We start from the raw sequence: 20423 nt of genomic DNA on the forward strand, positions 1-20423 counted from the left end.
TATTAGTATATATTATTGGTATAATAGTACTTACTGAAATAGTGCGACCTTCAAATCGTAGATTTTTTCAGAATCTAATTGAAATGATGGTGATAGTATGCCAGATAATAGTAAAACTCGTGTCGTTGTTGGGATGAGTGGTGGCGTCGATTCATCAGTTGTTGCTTATTTATTAAAGCAACAAGGTTATGATGTAGTTGGTGTCTTCATGAAAAACTGGGACGATACGGACGAAATGGGTGTTTGTACTGCAACAGAAGATTACAAAGATGTTGCTAAAGTAGCAAACAAAATTGGAATTCCTTATTATTCCGTTAATTTTGAAAAAGAATATTGGGATCGCGTATTCACATATTTCTTGGATGAATATAAAAAGGGTCGGACACCAAATCCAGATGTGATGTGTAATAAAGAAATTAAGTTTAAAGCATTTTTCGATTATGCTATGGAACTTGATGCTGATTACATCGCAATGGGACATTATGCACAAGTTGAGCAAGATGCTGACGGTATTATGCATATGTTACGTGGGGATGATAGTAACAAAGATCAGACTTATTTCTTGAGTCAATTATCACAAAAACAAATTCAAAAAGTTATGTTCCCAATTGGAAACATTGAAAAACCAGAAGTTAGAAGAATTGCTGAAGAAGCTGGACTTTCAACTGCTAAGAAAAAAGATTCAACAGGTATTTGTTTTATCGGCGAAAGAAACTTTACAAAGTTCCTTGGTGAATATTTACCAGCACAAACGGGTAATATGATGACTGTTGACGGTGTAAAAATGGGCGAGCATTATGGTCTTATGAATTATACAATTGGTCAACGTAAAGGTCTTGGTATTGGTGGTACGGGTGAAGGTAACGATCCTTGGTTCGTTGTAGGTAAAGATTTAGCAACAAATACATTGATTGTTGGACAAGGTTACCATAATGATTTACTTTATGCCGATTATCTTGAAGCATCAGAGTTAAGTTTTATGGCACCAATCGATCGCTTTGGCAATGATTTCCATATCACTGCTAAGTTTAGATACCGTCAAACTGATGTTGGTGTGACGGTTCATTTAAATGATGACCGTACAGAAGCTACAGTTGAATTTGATGCACCAGTACGTGCTATTACACCTGGACAGGCTGTTGTCTTTTACGATGGCGCAGAATGCTTAGGTAGTGGTATCATTGACGCTGCATTTAAAAAGTCAACTGAGGGATCAAAACAATTACAATATGTTTAAATTGAATTTATAATAGTTAAGGCACAAACAAATATTTTGTTTGTGCCTTTTTATATTTGTGGCATAATATAATAGAGATGAAAAAACGAAGGGGTCTTATTGACTGATGACTAATATATATTTTATTCGACATGGCAAAACAGAATGGAATCTTGAGGGACGATACCAAGGTGCGAATGGAGATTCACCCTTACTTGAACAAAGTTACATAGAAATACAACAATTAATCAAAGCACTTAAATCAATAAAATTTGATGCTATTTATTCAAGTCCTATTAAGCGTGCAAAGGACACAGCAAATTTAATTAATACAGGCCTAAACCAAAATTTGGATGTTATTTTGAATGATAACTTAGAAGAATTTCATTTAGGGAAAATGGAAGGCATGAAGTTTACAGATGTGGCTGTTCAGTATCCTGAGGAACTCGATGCCTTCCGTAATCATCCCGATAAATATGATCCTAAAAATATTAATGGCGAAACATTTCAAGCTTTATTAAAGCGGATGGTTCCAACAATTAAAAAAATTGTTGACCAAAATAAAATAGATGCAAATATTATCATTGTTAGTCATGGTGCGGCGCTTGGTGCCTTGATTCACGATTTATTAGGAGTACCGCTGAAAGACTTCCGTAAACAAGGTGGCTTATCGAATACTAGTACGACTATTTTGGAAACACAAAATGGAACCGAATTTAAATTAGTTAAATGGAATGATACTAGTTATTTGGATAGAATACGCGATGAAAGTGATGTCGTTTAAGGAGTAATAATGGGTAAGAGAGAAGAAAAAGAAGCAGAATCAAAACATATTATTCATCAATTAGTTGAAAAGGTTGAAAAAGAACCTAATAATCAAACGGCTTATTATGAATTAGGTAGTTATTTAACAAAAGTAAAAGACTACCCTCAGGCGGAAGAACTGTATAAAAAAGCTATTGGATATTTTGATGAGAAAAATGAACAAGTTGATTTATTACAATATGGTCTTGGTAACGTGTTTTACGAGGCAGAACTGTATTCTGAAGCAATTCAATCATTTCAAAAAGTAACTAATCAAAAGTTGAAAGAAACAGCTTTTTTAATGTTAGCACAATCATATATGGCTCAAGAGCTGTATCAACAAGCATTAGTATTTGCGATTACGGCTCAAGAAATAAATCCTAAAAATATGGACGCCAACGAATTAATTGGCGATATTTTCTTAGCATTGGGTCAGTTTGAAAATGCTGGTAAATATTATGACTTAGTTCTTAAAATAGATGAAAATAATGCAAAGGCTAATTTTCAACGAGGCTTAGCTAATATGGTTTTAGGAATTGAATTCAATACTTATTTTGATCGTTCAAAAATAGCCAATCAGGCCTATTTTGAGGCACAAAAACAAAGATTAAGTGAAATAGAATCGTTTATAAAATTACGTGATAAATAAAGAGGATGTGAAATAATGGTTGTTCAGAAACTAAATTTATTTAATGATGATCCTCAAAGTGATGAAACACAAGCTTACTTGGTTGGTAAGGTTGCAACCATATTTTTTCAAAGCCAAGATAGTTTTTATAAAGTGATTCTAATTCACAGTATTGAAAGTAATTTGGAATGGCCTGAAGATGAGGTTGTTGTTACTGGTAATTTTGCTGACATTAAAGAGGAATCTACGTACCGCTTCTATGGTCAACAAGTTGAGCATCCCAAATATGGGAAACAATTTCAAACGAGTAATTATCAAAATGAAACACCTACTTCAAAAATGGGGCTTATTACCTATCTATCTGGCTCAGAATTTAAAGGGATTGGGAAAAAGACTGCGGAATCAATTGTTGAAAAGTTAGGAACGAAAACAATTGATAAAATATTAGCAGATGATACTGTACTTGATTCATTAGAATTATCAAACAAGCAGAAAACAACAATATTAGAGACTGTTCGAGTAAATAATGGGATGGAACAAATTATTATTGGATTAAATGGTTTTGGATTTGGTAGTCAATTAGCCGCAACTATTTATCAAACTTATAAAGAAAAAACCCTTGAAATTATTCAAGAAAATCCATATCAACTAGTAAATGATATTGAAAATATTGGCTTTAAAAAGGCAGATCAAATTGCTGGAGAATTAGGATTTGCAGCTGATTCTTCAGGTCGAATACAAGCAGGTATTTTGCAAAGTATCAATGATTTATGTCAACAAGATGGCGATACCTATGCGACTGCAGAGCCGTTGTTGGAAGCATCTTTACGATTATTAGAGAGTAGTCGAAGAGTCAGAATAAACCCTGAGGCAATCTCAAAAGAACTCATTAATTTAGCTAAATCAGGACTCGTTGTCGGTGATGAACAGCGTATTTATTTAAAAAATCTGTATCATGCAGAATACCAAATTGCTGAACATTTAAAAAGATTACTTTCATCGGGGCAAGAAAAAGGTAAGTTAGCAGAAAAAGATATTGATAAAGCAATTCGTAAGATTGAAAAAAAACTTGATATGAATTATGGTGAGTCACAGATTAATGCCATTAGGGCGGCTATGAATTCACAGATATTTTTATTAACAGGTGGCCCAGGAACGGGTAAAACAACCGTTATTAATGGTATCGTGGAGTTATTTGCGGAATTAAATGACTTTTCGCTCGATCTTAGTAGTTATGGAGAAGGACAAACATTTCCTATTCTTTTAGCTGCACCTACTGGGCGAGCAGCAAAAAGAATGACTGAAACGACTGGATTACCTGCCAGTACAATCCATAGACTCTTAGGACTAACTGGAAGAGAATCGAATAATGATGTTGAAACGAAAGATTTAGAAGGTGGCTTATTAATTATCGATGAAATGTCGATGGTTGATACGTATTTATTGAATACATTAATGAATGCAATACCTACAGATATGAAAGTCATTTTTGTAGGTGATAAAGATCAATTGCCTTCTGTTGGTCCTGGGCAAACATTTTATGATTTATTGAAAAGTGACTATCTTGAGCGAAAAGAATTAACGGATATCTATCGTCAAGGTGATGGGTCATCAATAATTTCACTCGCACATTCAATAAAAAAAGGTGAATTACCTGCTGATTTTACACAGAATCAAAAGGATCGTTCATTTTTCGCGAGTCGTGAATTTCAAGTTGAATCAATTATTAAACAGGTTGTTGAACGAGCTAAGAATAAAGGGTTCACTTCAAGTGATATTCAAGTTCTGGCACCAATGTATCGAGGTGCGGCGGGAATTAATCGTTTAAATGAAATGTTACAAAATATTATGAATCCACTTGAAAATAGTAGACAAAAAGAAGTACTTTTTAGAGATCAAAAATTTAGAATTGGTGACAAGGTGTTACATCTTGTTAATAGTCCTGAAAATAATGTTTTTAATGGAGATATAGGTAAGATTGTAGGAATTACATTGGCCAAAGATAGCGAAGATAAGGTAGACGAACTAGTTATTGCTTTTGATCAAACAGAAGTGACTTACAGGCGAAATGAATGGCAAAAAATAACTTTGGCATATTGCACATCTATTCATAAGTCTCAAGGTAGTGAGTTTAAAATGGTTATTTTGCCAATGGTTTCGCAGTATAAGCGAATGCTTAAACGTAATTTACTGTATACCGCAATTACCCGTGCTAGCCAGTTATTGATTTTGCTTGGCGAAGAAAAATCATTTGAAGAATGTGTTGAGAATGAATCAGCCAATAGAAAAACAACGTTATTATTACGAATTGAACAGATTTTTGATGGTGATATTAAAAAAGTTGATGATTCGATTAAAGAGAGCCAACTAGCTAAAAAATCTATTAAAATAGCTCCGCCTGTTCCAACTTTAATTGAAAAATTTATTTTAACTAACGACAATATTATGGATGGTTCAATTGATCCAATGATTGGAATGGAGAATAGCCGACCATAGAAAAAGCCTATATATCTCAATTAAATGAGATATATAGGCTTTTTAGTTAATCCAAAATGGGTATGATAAGACGCTATACTCAATTTCAAAGAAACGGGTTCCTAGGTCTTCACCATCCATTTGACCGTACTCTAAAGAGTCAACGGAAAGTTTAATTTTATCTGATGTAAAATGGTGAACACCTTTTTGGTTAATATGTTTACCAGATTTCAGTAAAATGGCTAGATAGATTAATTTTAGTGCACTAGGTTTTTCAATGATAATTAAGTCTAAATTATTTTTTGTCGGATCTGCCATTGGTAAAATTGGAACACCGCCACCAAAGTAGGGATGATTTGATGTTGTTACAAGAAAGGCATTTTGATAAAATTCTTGATGGCCATTCACCCGGACAGTTATGGGAAATGCAGCTTGTCTTGATAAAGTTCCTAATAGGGCGCTTAAGTAAGTAAGCGATCCTAGATGAAGTTTATTCAATAGTTTCTTTGAACTTGATTGATTTGCGATACTTACTATTTGCGCATCGAAACCTACGCCAACATTATTTATAAAGTATTTTTTTTCATGCCGTGATAATTCGTGCATGACACCTAAGTTTAATAGTTTAGGTGAAGTTGTGTTTAATACTTGTTCAAGAGCTACAAGTGGAGATTTGGGGATACCGACACCTCGAGCAAAATCATTTCCTGATCCTGCAGGAATATAGGCAATTGGGATATCAAATGTGTTCGCATTTTTAACACCATTGATACATTCATTTAAAGTACCGTCGCCGCCAATAACTAGTATAATTTGATTATTGTCTGTTTCGATGGGGTGATAATGTCTGGCGTAATTTTCCGTTAGAAGGGAAGCATGACCAATATAGTCTGTCAGATGGGCCTTAAAATAGACATTTTGAGAAATTAATTTTTTTTCAATAGATTGCCAAATTTGTTTAGCACGACCACTTCCAGCAGACTCATTAACGATAATGAAATATTGATTCATGAACTTCCCTCCTTAATTAATACTAATAATTATAACTAAAATTTAAAAGGATTTAAAGATAAATTTTGATTATATAAAAATAGCTCAATATTCTAATTAGAATATTGAGCTATTTTTGTTAAACGATAACTAACATTGGTAAAATCATTGGTTTACGTTCAGTTTGTTCATATAAGAATTTTTGTAAGTCATCAACGATTGCATCATTAATCATGGCTTCTGTAATTTTATCATTTTTTAATAAGCGACTCATGACACGGAATAAGCGACGACGACCTTGATTAATTAATTCTCCTGATTCGCGCATATAGACAAATCCACGAGATAATAAATCTGGTCCTGCTTGAATTTCATGTTTTTTCATGTCAATCGTTGCAACGACAACAACAAGGCCTTCTTCAGAAAGGACTTGTCGATCATTTAGGACAGCGCTACCGATATCACCAATTCCTGAACCATCGACATAAATATCATCAGCTTCAAAATGACCAGCAATTCGAGCAGAATCACTAGTTAGAGCTAAGACATCACCATTTTCCATAATAAAGCTATTCTCTCTTGGAACGCCAATTTGTTCAGCTAATCCAGTATGAATTTTAAGCATTCTATATTCACCATGGACAGGGACGAAATACTTAGGTTTCATCAAACTGAGCATTAATTTTTGTTCTTCTTGGCCACCATGACCAGAAGTATGAATATTATTTACTTTACCATGGACAACAGTTGCTCCAGCTTCTGAAAGTTCATTAATAACGTGGTTTACACTGATTGTGTTACCAGGAATTGGAGAACTTGAGAAAACAACAGTATCACCAGGTTGAATAGAAACCTGACGATGAGTCCCATTAGCGATACGGCTAAGAGCTGCCATTGGTTCACCTTGTGATCCCGTACATAAAATTAAAATTTCATTTGCGGGTAATGAATTAATATCACGTGCATCAATTAAGGCATCATCTGGAATATTTAAGTATCCTAATTCACGTCCGTTAACAATTGCTGCCTCCATACTACGTCCAAAGACAGCGATTTTACGGCCTTTGGCAACAGCAGCTTCAGCAGCTTGTTGTACTCGGGAAATATTTGAAGCAAAAGTAGCAAAGATAATGCGGCCTTCACCTTTTTCAAAAATTCGTCGAATTGATTTACCAACGAATCTTTCTGATTTTGTAAAATTAGGAATTTCTGCATTTGTACTATCAGATAGTAGACAAAGTACACCATCAGCACCAAGTTGAGCCATTCTTTGAAGGTTGGGCGGCTGATTAGTAACAGGTGTTAGATCAAATTTGTAGTCCCCAGTGACTACAATGTTACCAGATGGCGTTTTGATTGCGACACCTAAAGTATCAGGAATTGAATGAGTTGTTCTAAAGAACGACACACTCGTTTTTCTGAATTTAAGAACAGTATCTTCTTCAATTTCATGCATTTCTGTTGTGGCAAGTAACCCGTGTTCTTCTAATTTTCCTTTGATTAATGCTGAAGCCAATGGTCCAGCATAAATTGGGACATTAATTTGTTTTAATAAATAGGGAATACCACCAATATGATCTTCATGACCATGGGTGATAACTAATGCTTTAATTTTTTGTTGATTGGCAACTAAGTATTGAAAATCAGGAATAACGTAATCAATTCCTAATAACTCATCTTCCGGAAACTTGATTCCTGCATCGACGACGATAATTTCATCTTGAAACTGGATGCCGTACATATTTTTACCAATTTCACCTAATCCGCCGACTGCAAAAACACCAGTCTCGTTATTTTTAACATTTATCTTTTTCATTCAGAAAACTCCGTCATTTTAAATGTAGGGTTTTCCTTTTCATATGCTAAAGCTTTATCTGATAATGTTTCAATGAATTCAATGTTATGTGTTGTTTGGTGACCAACAATACTTTGAGCTTCAATTTCAGAACTTGCTTCAAGGAAAAGTGATTTTGTTTCTTCTCTTTGTGGATTTCTATCTTGTGTTTCTTGATAATAAACTTTAAAAATCATTTGTAAAACTCCTTTAAATTAAATTGATATCATTTTGGTTAAAATGATTTGAAATGGAAATTAGAAACCGAACTGGGGGTTGTCTGCACAACATATAATTTATATTTTATCATATATTATTATTTAAGTATAGAATAGACCGATTTGAATAGACTTATAAAGGATAAAATTTAACAGACATGTTATAATTATGAAAAGTTATCGTATAAGGAAGAGTGGTGTTTTATAAATGTGGTTGGTAGTTAAAATAGTGACTGTAGTGGTTTTAATGATCATCATAATTTTAAATTATAACCGTCTGAAAAGAAATAGACAGATTACTATTCTTAAAAATAAAAGCAAACTTATTACAGATAATGCGGTTGAATTTGCTTTAAATAGACTACATGGTAATGAATATGGTATTAATTCTGAAATACTAAGGGTTACAGAAATTGTTTCAAAGGTTTGGGGTAAGAGGGTCATGGTATTTGAGTATCAATTTCAGATGAAGTCTCCTTCAGAAGAGAATATCGGGAAAATAAGAAACATTTTTTTCAATTTATTTGAAGAATTTGAAATGATGAACCTGGTTAAAAAAAGTGTCGAAGCAAAATCGGCATTTGAAGTAACAGATCTTTGGTATTTAGACGGTATTTTACATTTAGAGGTAGCACATTTGGTTAATGTTGAGACAATTATGTATACTAAAGATTTAAAAAAGGTATAGTTCAAACAGTATGTTTAAAGTGAAATAAAAAGAGTTTCTTCAATAAATTAATTATTGGAGAAACTCTTTAGTTATTTATTCAAGCATAATAGCATCGTTCGGTATAGCAAATGGTTTGTCAGTATTAATATGATCAAAGAATAATATACCATTTAAATGATCAATTTCATGTTGGACTACAATTGCTTCATAATTTTTCAAGCGGATTTTATGTTGTGTACCTTCGATATCAAAGTAACGAAGTGTAATCCGATCAGCTCTTGGCACATATCCAGGGACATCTCTATCAACTGATAAGCAACCTTCACCTTCTGAAAGTGCAGCAACTTGAACTGACTGACTTAAAATAGTAGGATTAATTAACACTTGTTTAAGTGTGGGCTCTTCACCTTCTGGGCCAGGGATTAAGACAGCAGTCATTCGTTTAGAAATTGCTAATTGCGGAGCTGCTAAGCCAACACCTGCGCGTAGATGATATTTTTCAGCTATTTCTTCATTTTGACTATTCTCTAAAAATTCCATTAAATCATGTGCGAGTTGTTTATCATCATCTGAAAGCGGAAAAGTCATTTCGCTTGAACGATTTCGTAAAATTGGATTACCTTCACGAATGATATTTTTCATTGTTATTTTAATCAAAATAGTACCTCCAAATTAATATTCTACGGTACATTGTAGCATAAAATAATCATATCTGTAGGCCATTTGAAAATTAATAGTTATGTTTCATTTCTTTTAGTTTTTAATGGATTGCTGTAAAATGAAACATAGTAATTACTTTCAAGTATATTGAAAGTATTAGTTGAAAATTAATTCAATAATTAAATAAAGTAAAAATAAAGGGAGTTTAACACACTAAATTATGAATAATAAAATTGATTACCCATTAGAAGCACATTGGACTACTGAAGAAATTATCTCTGTCAGTGAATTCTATAAAGCAATAGAATTAGCAAATTCTACAGGTATTGATCGAGAAGAATTGCTTTATAATTATCGTGAGTTTAAAAAAATTGTTCCTTCCAAAATGGAGGAAAAACAAATAGGCAGATCGTACGAAGATGAATCAGGTTTTAGTATTTATCGTACAATGAAATTTGCAAGAGAGAGTACAAGGGACGTTATTAAAATTAACCAATAGGGAGGTTATGATTTGAATATTGATGAGGTTAATTATCAGGTTAAAAGTTGGCTGACAGAGGCACGTGAAAATATTATTCATGCATTTGGAAATCCATTGTCTGTTGAAACAAAAAGTAGTCGAGTTGATCTTGTAACTAATATGGATAAACAGACTGAAAAATTTTTAGTAAACAAAATTCGTACCTTTGATCCGAAAGCCAAAATTTTAGGTGAAGAAGGTTTTGGGGATGATGTAACAAATTTAGATGGTACTGTTTGGATTGTTGATCCAATTGATGGCACAATGAATTTTGTCAAACAGAAAGATCATTTCGCGATTATGATTGGTATTTATGAAAACGGTATTGGAAAATTGGGATTCATTATGGATGTAATGAATAATGTTTTATATTCTGGTGGGCCAGATAGGGGCGTCTTTGCCAACGATAAAAAACTTGAAAAGCCTGAAAATATAGCACTTAAGGATGGCTTGCTAGGTTGTAGCTCACCTATGTTAATGATGGACTATAAGCATTTACAATCAATTGTTCAACATAGTTCAGGTGCTAGGGTTTATGGAAGTGCCGGTATTGAGTTTGTTCACATATTACGTGGACAAGAAATTGGTTATGTTTCTCACTTAAAACCATGGGATTTTGCAGCCGGTAAAATATTGGCGGAAACTCTTGGTATCACCGTGAAAACAATTGACGGGTTAGAGCTCGATATGTTACAATCAGCAGATGTATTAATAGCAACGGAAAACGCACAAGAGGACATTTTAAAACTACTAAATAGTTTTTAGTAGAATCGCGTTGTGGCTGTGACTAACAAGTCGCAGTTTTTTTATGCGATTTATTTATGAAAAAGTATGAAAACTTTTAGTAAGTGTGTTAATTGTCTGCTATAATAGTGAACTGTAGTTATTATTCGTAAAAATATTAAGGCTCCAACGAAAGGAAGAACAAACTTGAAAACAAGAGATGACATTCGTAACATTGCGATTATCGCCCATGTCGATCACGGTAAGACGACATTAGTTAATGAATTATTAAAACAATCAGATACATTGGATGGCCATTCAGAAATTAGTGACCGTGCCATGGATACAAATGATATTGAAAAAGAACGTGGTATTACAATTTTATCAAAAAATACTGCTGTTAGAGTTGGCGACAAACAAATTAACATTTTAGATACACCTGGACATGCCGATTTCGGTGGTGAAGTAGAACGTATCATGAAAATGGTTGATGGTGTTTTACTTGTCGTTGATGCTTTTGAAGGAACAATGCCTCAAACACGTTTTGTTTTGAAAAAAGCTTTAGAACAACAATTAGTACCAATCGTTGTTATTAACAAAATTGATCGTATGGGTGCTCGTCCACAAGAAGTTGTTGATGAAGTTCTTGATTTGTTTATTGAATTAGGTGCTGATGAAGCACAACTTGATTTCCCTGTTATTTATGCTAGTGCATACAATGGTACATCAAGTATGGATCCAGATATCGAAACTCAAAAACATTCTATGGATGACGTTTTTGAAACAATTATAAATACAATTCCTGCACCAGTTGATAACAGTGACGAACCATTACAATTCCAAGTTTCAATGTTGGATTATAATGAATATGTTGGTCGTGTTGGTATTGGTCGTGTGTTCCGTGGAAAAATTGCTGTTGGTGATCAAGTTTCTGTTATTAAACTTGACGGCTCAGTTCAAAACTTCCGTGTTTCAAAACTTTTTGGTTTCTTCGGTTTAGATCGTGTTGAAATTAATGAAGCTAAAGCCGGTGATTTAATTGCAGTTTCAGGGATGGATGACATCTTCGTTGGTGAAACTGTAACACCAAGTGATCATCAAGAAGCATTACCATTAATGCGTATTGATCCACCTACACTACAAATGACATTCAGAACGAATGATTCACCATTTGTTGGACAAGATGGTAAAAACATTACTGCTCGAAAGATGGAAGATCGTCTTAAATTACAATTGCATACTGATGTTTCATTGAAAATTGAAGATACAGATTCTCCAGATGCTTGGGTTGTTTCAGGTCGTGGAGAATTACATTTATCAATCTTAATTGAAACTTTACGTCGCGAAGACTATGAAATTCAAGTTTCACGTCCAGAAGTTATCTACCGTGAATTCGAAGGCAAGATGCAAGAACCATTTGAAAGCGTCCAAATCGATACACCTGATGAATATTCTGGTGGTGTTATTGATACAATGGCTCAACGTAAGGGTGAAATGATTAACATGGAGACCGGTAATAACGGCCAAACTCGTTTAACTTTCTCAGCTCCTACTCGTGGTTTAATTGGATATGATTCACAATTCCTTTCAATGACTCGTGGATACGGTATCTTAAATCATACTTTCTCTGAATACAAACCAGTTATCCGTAACTGGGAACCTGGTCGTCGTAATGGCGCATTAGTTTCTATTAATTCAGGAAAAGCTACAACATATTCAATTATGAGTATTGAAGAACGTGGAACAATTTATGTAACACCTACTACTGATATTTATGAAGGAATGGTTGTTGGACAAAGTAGCCGTGAACGTGATATTTCTGTAAATATTACTAAAGGAAAAGCTATGAGTAATGTTCGTTCTTCTAATAAAGATCAAACAGCCTCAATCAAGAAACCAACTATTCTTACTCTTGAAGAATCATTGGAATTCTTGAACACGGATGAATTATTAGAAATCACACCAAATAATTTACGCTTACGTAAACGTATCTTAGATACAAATATGCGTGAAAAAGCTCAAAAACAACATAAAACAGATTCAAAAAAAGGTTAATTTAAAAAGAGTTGAAAATGATTAAGTTCATTTTCAACTCTTTTTTTTAATCATGATAAATAGTAATATGGTATACTATTAGGAGTCACGAGAGAATAAAATCGATGAAAAACAACATTTCTAAAGAAAATGTGATGGTCACTTTGCAAGAAAATGTAGATAAAATAAATAAATTTATCTGGAAACAGCGAAATACATTTTACTAGCTTGGTTATGTTACATTTTAAGAAGTAGTTGATACTTAATTGTTCGTTTTTCTCGTGAAGTAGATTTTGTGTTGGAGTGTGCTCTGTTTGAAGAAAAAACTGAAAAGAAGCAGATAAAGAATCTTGAAGTAACTTCGAATAGACACTTTAGTACTAAATTTGAAAAAATGAAGAAATAAGTTGGATTAAAAATGCAAATTTTAAAAAGAATAACACAAAAATTACAATATCTTGATTATTTTATTTTTATACCGTATATCATATTATCCGGAATTGGTGTGGTCATGGTTTATTCTGCTAGTTCATATAAGGTTCAAATGGCGGGTGGCGATCCAACGACATATTTAAAAAAACAATTGCTTTTTGCCATTTTAGGATTGCTAGTTGCTTTCCTTATATATTCAATGAAGGTTAATTTTTTTAAAAGTTCTGGATTTATAATATTATTTGGTGCAGTGTCCATTCTGCTACTTTTATACGTAGTACTTAGCGGTAAAACAGTTAATGGTGCAGCAGGATGGATTAACTTTGGCTCTTTTAACATTCAGCCCGCAGAAATCAGCAAGATTTTTTTAGTCTTGTTTATGGCGCAACAAGTTGCATTCCGTGAAAATAAAGAATTAAGTTATGAGGGTAGAAATAAACGTCGTTTTATCTATGCGATTGCAGTAGCCTTACCACTCATTTTAATTTTGGTTGAACCAGATGTGGGTGGGTTTATTATTAATTTTAGTGCAGTATTAATCATTATTTTGGCTAGTGGGTATTCAATTGGAATAACTTCTTTAATTTCTGTTGGTGGCATGGGTACTTTAATGATATTATTATCAAAATTAAAATCTGTTTCTCCAGATTCTGGTGGTCCATTAGCATATATGGCTAAAAGATTTAGTGGATTCAATGATCCGTTTAAATATCAGCAATCAACTGGACAACAGCTGGTAAATTCATATTATGCATTAAGTAATGGTGGTATTTTTGGTGCAGGACTAGGAAATAGCATCCAAAAACGAGGCTATCTACCAGAACCGTATACTGATTTTATATTAGCAATTACAGGTGAAGAACTTGGATTATTGATGGTATTTTTTATTTTAATATTACTTTTCAGTATGATTGGACGAATTATCTTTATTGGTTCTAAAAGTAAAGAAACTTTCCATTCACTTTGTTGTTATGGAATTGCGACGTTTATGACAGTGCAGACTGTATTTAATGTTGGTGGTATATCAGGTGTTTTACCAATAACAGGTGTAACATTTCCATTTCTTAGTTATGGCGGATCAAGTATGCTTATCTTGAGTTTCTGTGTAGGCTTAGTTTTAAATATATCAGCTTTAAGAAAAAAGGAATTACTAAATAATAAATAAAAAGGGGGTCATAATCAAATGCTTGACGAAGAAAATGGGACTAAGTTAGTTATACAAAAAAGACAAGGTGTCATTGTGTTTTTATACCATATGAAGCAAATTAAGCAGTTGAAACGATTCGGTATTATTCAATATATTTCAAAAAAAATGAAATATGTTGTCATTTATATGAATCAAGAAGACCTACCCGAGACGATTAAGAAAATTCAAAATTTAAAATTTGTTAAAAAGACAGAAGTATCGCATCGCCCTGATATTGATATGGACTTTGGGTCTCGAATGGGTGAAAAAGCATTTAAATTAACAGATGAAGATCAAGAAAAATTTAAAAATAAAAGTGAGTAAAGTATATGAGAATAATTTCAGGTGAATATGGCGGAAGAAAATTAAAAGCAGTTCCGGGTATGGCAACAAGACCTACAACGGATAAAGTTAAGGAATCAGTGTTTAATATTATTGGTCCTTATTTTGATGGCGGTAAATCGTTAGATTTATTTGCAGGTAGCGGAGGGTTAAGTATCGAAGCTGTTTCTAGAGGAATCTCGCATGCTTTTCTAATTGATAGACAGTATCAAGCAATTAAAACAATTAATGATAATATTGCTATCACAAAGGAAGAAGATAAGTTTACGGTCTATAAGCAAGATGCCGATAAAGCAATTGGACTATTAAAAGGTAAAGAAACATTTGATCTTGTTTTTTTAGACCCACCTTATAAGACCCAAGAAATAATTGATACGATAAAAAAAATAGATAGCAGCGAGTTGTTAAATAATCAAGCTTTAATTATTTGTGAAACAGATCAATATGCTAACTTACCTGATGATATTTCTGGATTCAGGCTATTTAGGAGACAAAATTATGGAATTACACAGGTAACGATTTATCAAAAGGAGAACTAAAATGAATGCAGTTTTTCCGGGAAGTTTCGATCCATTAACTAATGGACACTTAGATATTATTGTTCGATCAAGCCAAATTTTTGATAAAGTTATTGTCGCAGTTATGACTAATACTAAAAAGAAGTCATTGTTTACAGCTGATGAAAAGGTAGATTTGATTAGTGAAGCTACCTTTTCATTAGCAAATGTAGAAGTAGTTAGTGTTGAATCAGATTTAACGATTAACTTAATGCACCAATTAGATGCTAAAATAATTATTCGTAGTGTTAGAAATAATAGGGATTTTGAATATGAAAAAGATATTGCATTGATGAACAAAGAGTTAGATGAAACAGTGGAAACTGTATTGATGCTTGCTAATCCTAAATACGCACATATTTCCTCAAGTTTAATGAAAGAAATATTTAAATTTGATGGAGATATTTCAAATATGGTACCTAATCATATAAAAGTAGCTATGATTAAAAAATGTCATGAAGTAATTAGTAAGGAAGATTAACTTAAATAAAATGAATCATCATTAAAATACGTGATAATGATTTAAGGAAAAAAACGAATTTCATTTTAAATGAAATTCGTTTTTTTGCGTATTTAAATATAAGAGGGAGGTGGATAAGATGGATCAAATAAAAAAAATTTGAATTGAATATCGAAAAATTATCATTATTTGTGTGGTATCTGTAATAGCATTGACCATTTTTTCAATAGTTACACAACATAAAAGTAGCAAAACAGATGATATGTTAGTTAATAGTATTACTAGTACGTCGTCTAGCTCGGAAAAAAATATATCAAGCCATTTAGAAACCTCAAATGGTGGGAAAATCGTTGTGGATATCAAAGGAAATATAAAAAAACCAGGTATATACACAATGAAAACAGGAATGAGAATTAGTCAGGTAATCGATTTAGCTGAGGGATTTTTATCTAACGCTGATCAGAAACAGATTAATTTAGCTCAAAAAGTAACAGATGAGATGGTTATATATGTTCCGGCAAAAGGGGAAGTAAAAGAAAATAAAGTAGCAGCTACTACTGCCCAAGGATCTTCTGTTATGGATGCAGGGTCTACTACAGGAACTCAGGATAAATCGAATGATGAATCAACGGTTAATTTAAACACCGCAACGAAAGAACAACTGCAAGGGTTGACTGGAATTGGACCAAAAAAAGCAGAACAAATTTTACAATATAGAGAAGAACATCAATCGTTTAAAACTACGGATGAATTAAAAGAAGTTGGCGGCATCGGTGATAAAACATATGAAAGTCTAAAGGACTCATTAGCGGTCTAACTTTTTTTAAAGATTTATTTTTGATATACTATAAAAAAATGAAAGAAGGAAATACCTAAATGCCTGATAATAGAATTCCTTGGGATCAATATTTTATGACGCAAGCTGCATTACTATCATTAAGAAGTACATGTGAAAGATTATCTGTTGGTGCGATACTTGTTAGAGATAAACGGATTATTGCAGGCGGATATAACGGCGCTGTTTCAGGGGATGTACATTGTATAGATGAAGGTTGCTACCTTGTAGACGGACATTGTGTACGAACGATTCATGCAGAAATGAATGCAGTTTTACAGTGTGCAAAGTTTGGCTCAGCGACAGATAATTCAGAAATTTATGTGACAGATTTTCCTTGTTTACAGTGTACAAAAATGCTACTTCAATCCGGCGTGAAAAAAATATATTATTTACGTAATTATCATAATGATGATTATGCCATATCACTATTAGAAAGAAATAATGTTATTTTTGAGCAAGTAAAAGTTGATAAAAATTATATTGAAGAAATTGTTCTGAATAAAATATTTTCAGAATAAAATCAGTTGAAGCAGTTGATCTATTTTTTGCGACGTTAGTTATTGGAATAACAAGTTTATATGTTGTAAATTACAATCCTATTTGGATTATTTTCGCTATCGTTATTTTTATACGAATTATTACGTTAAAACGTTCGATAACTTTTTATATTTGTTGTGTCTGTATTTTAATTTTTGGTATTTATTTTTACAGTAATGCGAAGGAAAGCCAGAAGCAAGTTGTAGTTGAAAAAGAGGTACAAAATGTTAATGTGAAAATTTACCCTGATGATTATTCAATCAATGGTGATTTGGTTAGTTTTGATGGACAAATAATTTCTAATTCACAAAAAATTCGAGGATTTTATAACTGTAAGTCACAAAATGAACTCAATAAGATTAAACATAATAAACACACTAAAATTATAAACGTTGATGCTAAGCTACAAAAAATTAAATCAGCGACAAATGAAAACGAGTTTGATTATCAAAGTTTTATGCGAACTAAATCAATTTACAATAGTATGACTATTATAAAAGTTAATAATAGTGAAAAAAATGTCATGAATTTATCGCTTGAATCCGTGATAAGTAAGTTACATGAATTACGAGCAGAATTAAAAAGTTATTTTAATTCTTTATCCAATCCGTTAGATAAATTTTTGAATGCTTTGGTAATTGGTGATAAGACTCAGGAATTCAATCAGGATTTAGCCTCTATAAGACAATTAGGATTAATTCATTTATTCTGTTTATCGGGTTTACATGTATATTATTTTGTGATGTTAATAAGAACGTTAGGAAATAGACTATTAATCCCACGTGAGACAGTAGCCAAAGGATTACTTTTTTTACTTCCATGCTATTTAGTTATTGCAGGGGAATCTAGTAGTTTACGACGTGCAATTTTTATGTGTATGGTTCAACTTATTTGTGAACTAATTGATAAACCTGTCCAAGGGATTACGGTTTGGTGTTTCGCTTTGTTAATAGGATTGGTGATTGAACCACAAGTACTGTTCACATTTGGCGGTCAGTTGAGCTATCTAATGTCATTACTACTAATCTTTATGGAGAATAAAGGTACTTTTGAATCAGGTATTTGGCTAAACTTATTTAGTTTGCCATTTATTTTTTTCAACGTTTATCAGTGGAATGTTCTATCAATTGTACTTAGTATTTTTATTATTCCTATTTTTGAATTCTTAATCCTACCAATTGTAATTTTTGGAGGAATGGTTGGGATTCATTTTAAGGTTGTTATGGATGGGATAAATACTGTATTAAAAACGTTTATTTATTTTTTTGATGAACTAGCACGTTTACCATTAACGATAACGTTTGGTAAACCCAGTTTAAATATGTGCATGCTATTTTTCATGTGCACCTTAACATGTTTTTTACATCCTTCGTGTATTAAAAGATGGGCAATATTAGTTAGTTTCTATGTTATGGTATTTCTATGGATCCATTTTCCAATTCGGCAAGAAGTCGTTTTTTTTGACATTGGTCAAGGGGATTCAACATTGATAAGAAAGCCGTTTAATAGGCAAATTACATTAGTAGATACAGGCGGTAAAGTTCATTTTAAGATGGATAGCTGGCGAACTAGAAAGGAGTATCAAACTTCTGGTGAAAAAATTATTACTAATTATTTATTAAGCAAAGGAATCAGTCATATAGACTATTTATATTTGACGCATCAAGATGCAGATCATATAGGTAATTTTCCGTCTATATTAACCAAAATAGACGTCGATAGAATGATTGTTCCATCTGGAATGGAACAACTGCCACAATTCATTAAAAAAATAGAATCTACTCGACCGCCTAAAATGGTGATACCTATGACAGATAATAGTAAAAAACAGGATGCTGAATTGATGATTCTACATCCTTTTAATCAAGGTATAGGAAAAAACGAAGATTCTCTTGTTTTATTTGGAACAATCGGGAAATATAGCTATCTTATTACTGGCGATTTGGACCGAGCTGGTGAAAAAAAGGTTATTCAAAAATATCCCAATTTACAAATATCAATTCTTAAAACAGGTCATCATGGCAGTAAAACTGCGACTGATCCAATATTTATTGATCAAATAAAACCGAAGTTAGCGGTGATTTCTGCTGGTAAGAATAATAGATATGGCCACCCACATCAAGAAACATTAGATACTTTGAAAAAATATCGAATACCGTTTGTTAGTACAGCAGAGCATGGTATGATAAGAATCAGCAAGTTTCAAAATTATAAAGAAAAATTAGAAGTTTTTAACAATGAAAAGAGCTGATAAATATGAATTCACAGGCAATAATTTCAACGTTATCTCTTGAAAATGTGAAGCCAGTAAATCTTGTCTTAGGTAATGAGACTTATTTAATGGAAGATGTAAAAAAAGCATTTACTGAGTTGATACCTGAAGAAGAGAGAACGATGAATTTAGGTAAATATGATATGGAGGAGGTTCCGTTGGCTAAAGCATTAGATGATGCGATGTCTGTTCCTTTTTTTGGTGATAAGCGCTTAATTTTTATTCAAAATCCTTTTTTTCTAACGTCAGACACTAAAAAAAGAAAAATTGAACACGATATTGATGGTCTTTTATCTTATTTAGCTCATCCGGAACCAACAAGTATTGTAGTTATATTTGCGCCTTATAAAGAATTAGATGGTCGTAAAAAGATTAGTAAGATGCTTAAAAAATTTAGTCTAGTTATTGATAATCAACCGTTAAATGAGCGTGCAACGCGACAGTTTATAGCCCAAGAGATGGCTAACAAATCATTTGAAATAGATGAAAACGCTTTGGAATTATTTCTAGAAAGAACCAATACAGAATTATCAACAATCATGAATGAATTGCCAAAGTTATTTTTGTATAATTTTGAAACCCACCGAATTACATTATCATCTGTTGAAAATTTAGTTTCTAAAACTTTAGAACAAAATATATTTGATTTAGTAGATGTTGTTATTTCAAATAATATTGAAAAATCAGTAACGTTGTATCATGATTTAATTTTACAAAATGAAGAGCCAATTAAGATAAATGCAATATTATTGGGACAATTTAGATTATTATTACAAGTGAAAATTTTGCAAGATAAAGGTTACTCACAAGGAGATTTAGCTAGTGTTTTAAAAGTGCATCCTTATCGAATTAAGTTGGCACTTCAAAAGATAAAGAAATTTAATAGAAGTGATTTGAGGAAAATTTATTTAGCGTTAATTGATTTAGAAAAAGCAATGAAGACGACACAACAAGATCAAGAAGGATTATTCTCATTATTTATGCTTCAAATTAATCGTATAGATGTATAAAATAAAAAATACCCAGT

20 protein-coding genes are annotated in these 20423 nt (G+C 32.4%); 16 read left to right on the forward strand and 4 right to left on the reverse strand.

Annotation, left to right across the window (positions count from 1 at the left end; genetic code table 11):
- Positions 1 to 97 precede the first annotated feature (97 nt).
- The 4 genes from mnmA (at position 98) to recD2 (ending at position 5144) form a co-directional block, all read left to right on the forward strand.
- Positions 98 to 1237 carry a tRNA 2-thiouridine(34) synthase MnmA gene (gene mnmA / locus AC1RPH_RS05685; protein ID WP_409022386.1) on the forward strand — a complete coding sequence of 380 codons (1140 nt, stop codon included), beginning with the start codon at positions 98 to 100 and terminating at the stop codon, positions 1235 to 1237.
- 106 nt (positions 1238 to 1343) lie between these two features.
- Positions 1344 to 2000: a histidine phosphatase family protein gene (locus tag AC1RPH_RS05690; protein ID WP_481761696.1), complete on the forward strand. Its 657-nt coding sequence runs from the start codon at positions 1344 to 1346 to the stop codon at positions 1998 to 2000.
- 9 nt (positions 2001 to 2009) lie between these two features.
- Positions 2010 to 2669: a tetratricopeptide repeat protein gene (locus tag AC1RPH_RS05695; protein WP_481761697.1), complete on the forward strand. Its 660-nt coding sequence runs from the start codon at positions 2010 to 2012 to the stop codon at positions 2667 to 2669.
- A gap of 15 nt (positions 2670 to 2684) precedes the next feature.
- Positions 2685 to 5144 carry an SF1B family DNA helicase RecD2 gene (gene recD2 / locus AC1RPH_RS05700; RefSeq protein WP_481761698.1) on the forward strand — a complete coding sequence of 820 codons (2460 nt, stop codon included), beginning with the start codon at positions 2685 to 2687 and terminating at the stop codon, positions 5142 to 5144.
- Positions 5145 to 5186: 42 nt separating this feature from the next.
- Here the strand turns inward: recD2 and AC1RPH_RS05705 are convergent, their stop codons facing one another.
- From AC1RPH_RS05705 to AC1RPH_RS05715, 3 genes are all read right to left on the reverse strand, one after another.
- Complete coding sequence (locus AC1RPH_RS05705; protein ID WP_481761699.1) at positions 5187 to 6134, reverse strand: diacylglycerol/lipid kinase family protein; 948 nt, start codon at positions 6132 to 6134, stop codon at positions 5187 to 5189.
- 118 nt (positions 6135 to 6252) lie between these two features.
- Positions 6253 to 7929 (reverse strand): ribonuclease J1, encoded by a 1677-nt coding sequence (gene rnjA / locus AC1RPH_RS05710; RefSeq protein WP_409022391.1) that lies wholly within the window; start codon positions 7927 to 7929, stop codon positions 6253 to 6255.
- Entirely contained in the window at positions 7926 to 8144 is a 219-nt protein-coding gene (locus AC1RPH_RS05715) for a DNA-directed RNA polymerase subunit epsilon (protein ID WP_409022392.1), read from the reverse strand. The genes rnjA and AC1RPH_RS05715 overlap by 4 nt, the downstream gene beginning before the upstream one ends.
- Before the next feature lie 229 nt (positions 8145 to 8373).
- Between AC1RPH_RS05715 and AC1RPH_RS05720 the strand changes: the two genes are divergently transcribed.
- Positions 8374 to 8853 carry a hypothetical protein gene (locus AC1RPH_RS05720; RefSeq protein WP_409022393.1) on the forward strand — a complete coding sequence of 160 codons (480 nt, stop codon included), beginning with the start codon at positions 8374 to 8376 and terminating at the stop codon, positions 8851 to 8853.
- Between the two features lie 75 nt (positions 8854 to 8928).
- On the opposite strand, the gene def is transcribed toward AC1RPH_RS05720, so the two are convergent.
- A complete protein-coding gene (gene def / locus AC1RPH_RS05725) occupies positions 8929 to 9477 on the reverse strand; it encodes a peptide deformylase (protein WP_409022787.1) in 549 nt (182 codons plus the stop codon).
- A gap of 238 nt (positions 9478 to 9715) precedes the next feature.
- Here def and AC1RPH_RS05730 point away from each other — a divergent pair, with 238 nt between their 5' ends.
- The 11 genes from AC1RPH_RS05730 (at position 9716) to holA (ending at position 20406) form a co-directional block, all read left to right on the forward strand.
- A complete protein-coding gene (locus AC1RPH_RS05730; RefSeq protein ID WP_481761700.1) occupies positions 9716 to 9994 on the forward strand; it encodes a UPF0223 family protein in 279 nt (92 codons plus the stop codon).
- Between the two features lie 12 nt (positions 9995 to 10006).
- Positions 10007 to 10780 (forward strand): inositol monophosphatase family protein, encoded by a 774-nt coding sequence (locus AC1RPH_RS05735; protein WP_481761701.1) that lies wholly within the window; start codon positions 10007 to 10009, stop codon positions 10778 to 10780.
- 165 nt (positions 10781 to 10945) lie between these two features.
- Entirely contained in the window at positions 10946 to 12793 is a 1848-nt protein-coding gene (typA, locus tag AC1RPH_RS05740) for a translational GTPase TypA (protein ID WP_481761702.1), read from the forward strand.
- Between the two features lie 397 nt (positions 12794 to 13190).
- Positions 13191 to 14369 (forward strand): FtsW/RodA/SpoVE family cell cycle protein, encoded by a 1179-nt coding sequence (locus AC1RPH_RS05745; RefSeq protein ID WP_481761703.1) that lies wholly within the window; start codon positions 13191 to 13193, stop codon positions 14367 to 14369.
- A gap of 18 nt (positions 14370 to 14387) precedes the next feature.
- The gene (locus AC1RPH_RS05750; RefSeq protein ID WP_481761704.1) at positions 14388 to 14714 is read left to right on the forward strand and encodes a YlbG family protein; all 327 of its coding nucleotides are present in this window, start codon (positions 14388 to 14390) and stop codon (positions 14712 to 14714) included.
- 5 nt (positions 14715 to 14719) lie between these two features.
- A complete protein-coding gene (gene rsmD, locus AC1RPH_RS05755; protein WP_481761705.1) occupies positions 14720 to 15271 on the forward strand; it encodes a 16S rRNA (guanine(966)-N(2))-methyltransferase RsmD in 552 nt (183 codons plus the stop codon).
- A gap of 1 nt (position 15272) precedes the next feature.
- Complete coding sequence (gene coaD / locus AC1RPH_RS05760; protein ID WP_481761706.1) at positions 15273 to 15770, forward strand: pantetheine-phosphate adenylyltransferase; 498 nt, start codon at positions 15273 to 15275, stop codon at positions 15768 to 15770.
- Between the two features lie 190 nt (positions 15771 to 15960).
- Entirely contained in the window at positions 15961 to 16566 is a 606-nt protein-coding gene (locus AC1RPH_RS05765) for a helix-hairpin-helix domain-containing protein (protein WP_481761707.1), read from the forward strand.
- Between the two features lie 59 nt (positions 16567 to 16625).
- Complete coding sequence (locus AC1RPH_RS05770; RefSeq protein WP_409022402.1) at positions 16626 to 17105, forward strand: ComE operon protein 2; 480 nt, start codon at positions 16626 to 16628, stop codon at positions 17103 to 17105.
- A gap of 251 nt (positions 17106 to 17356) precedes the next feature.
- Positions 17357 to 19375 carry a DNA internalization-related competence protein ComEC/Rec2 gene (locus AC1RPH_RS05775; protein WP_481761708.1) on the forward strand — a complete coding sequence of 673 codons (2019 nt, stop codon included), beginning with the start codon at positions 17357 to 17359 and terminating at the stop codon, positions 19373 to 19375.
- A gap of 5 nt (positions 19376 to 19380) precedes the next feature.
- Positions 19381 to 20406 carry a DNA polymerase III subunit delta gene (gene holA / locus AC1RPH_RS05780; protein ID WP_481761709.1) on the forward strand — a complete coding sequence of 342 codons (1026 nt, stop codon included), beginning with the start codon at positions 19381 to 19383 and terminating at the stop codon, positions 20404 to 20406.
- The last annotated feature ends 17 nt before the right edge of the window (positions 20407 to 20423 follow it).

The sequence above is a fragment of the Dellaglioa sp. CoH-57-MRSF-16 genome (genome assembly GCF_056782055.1).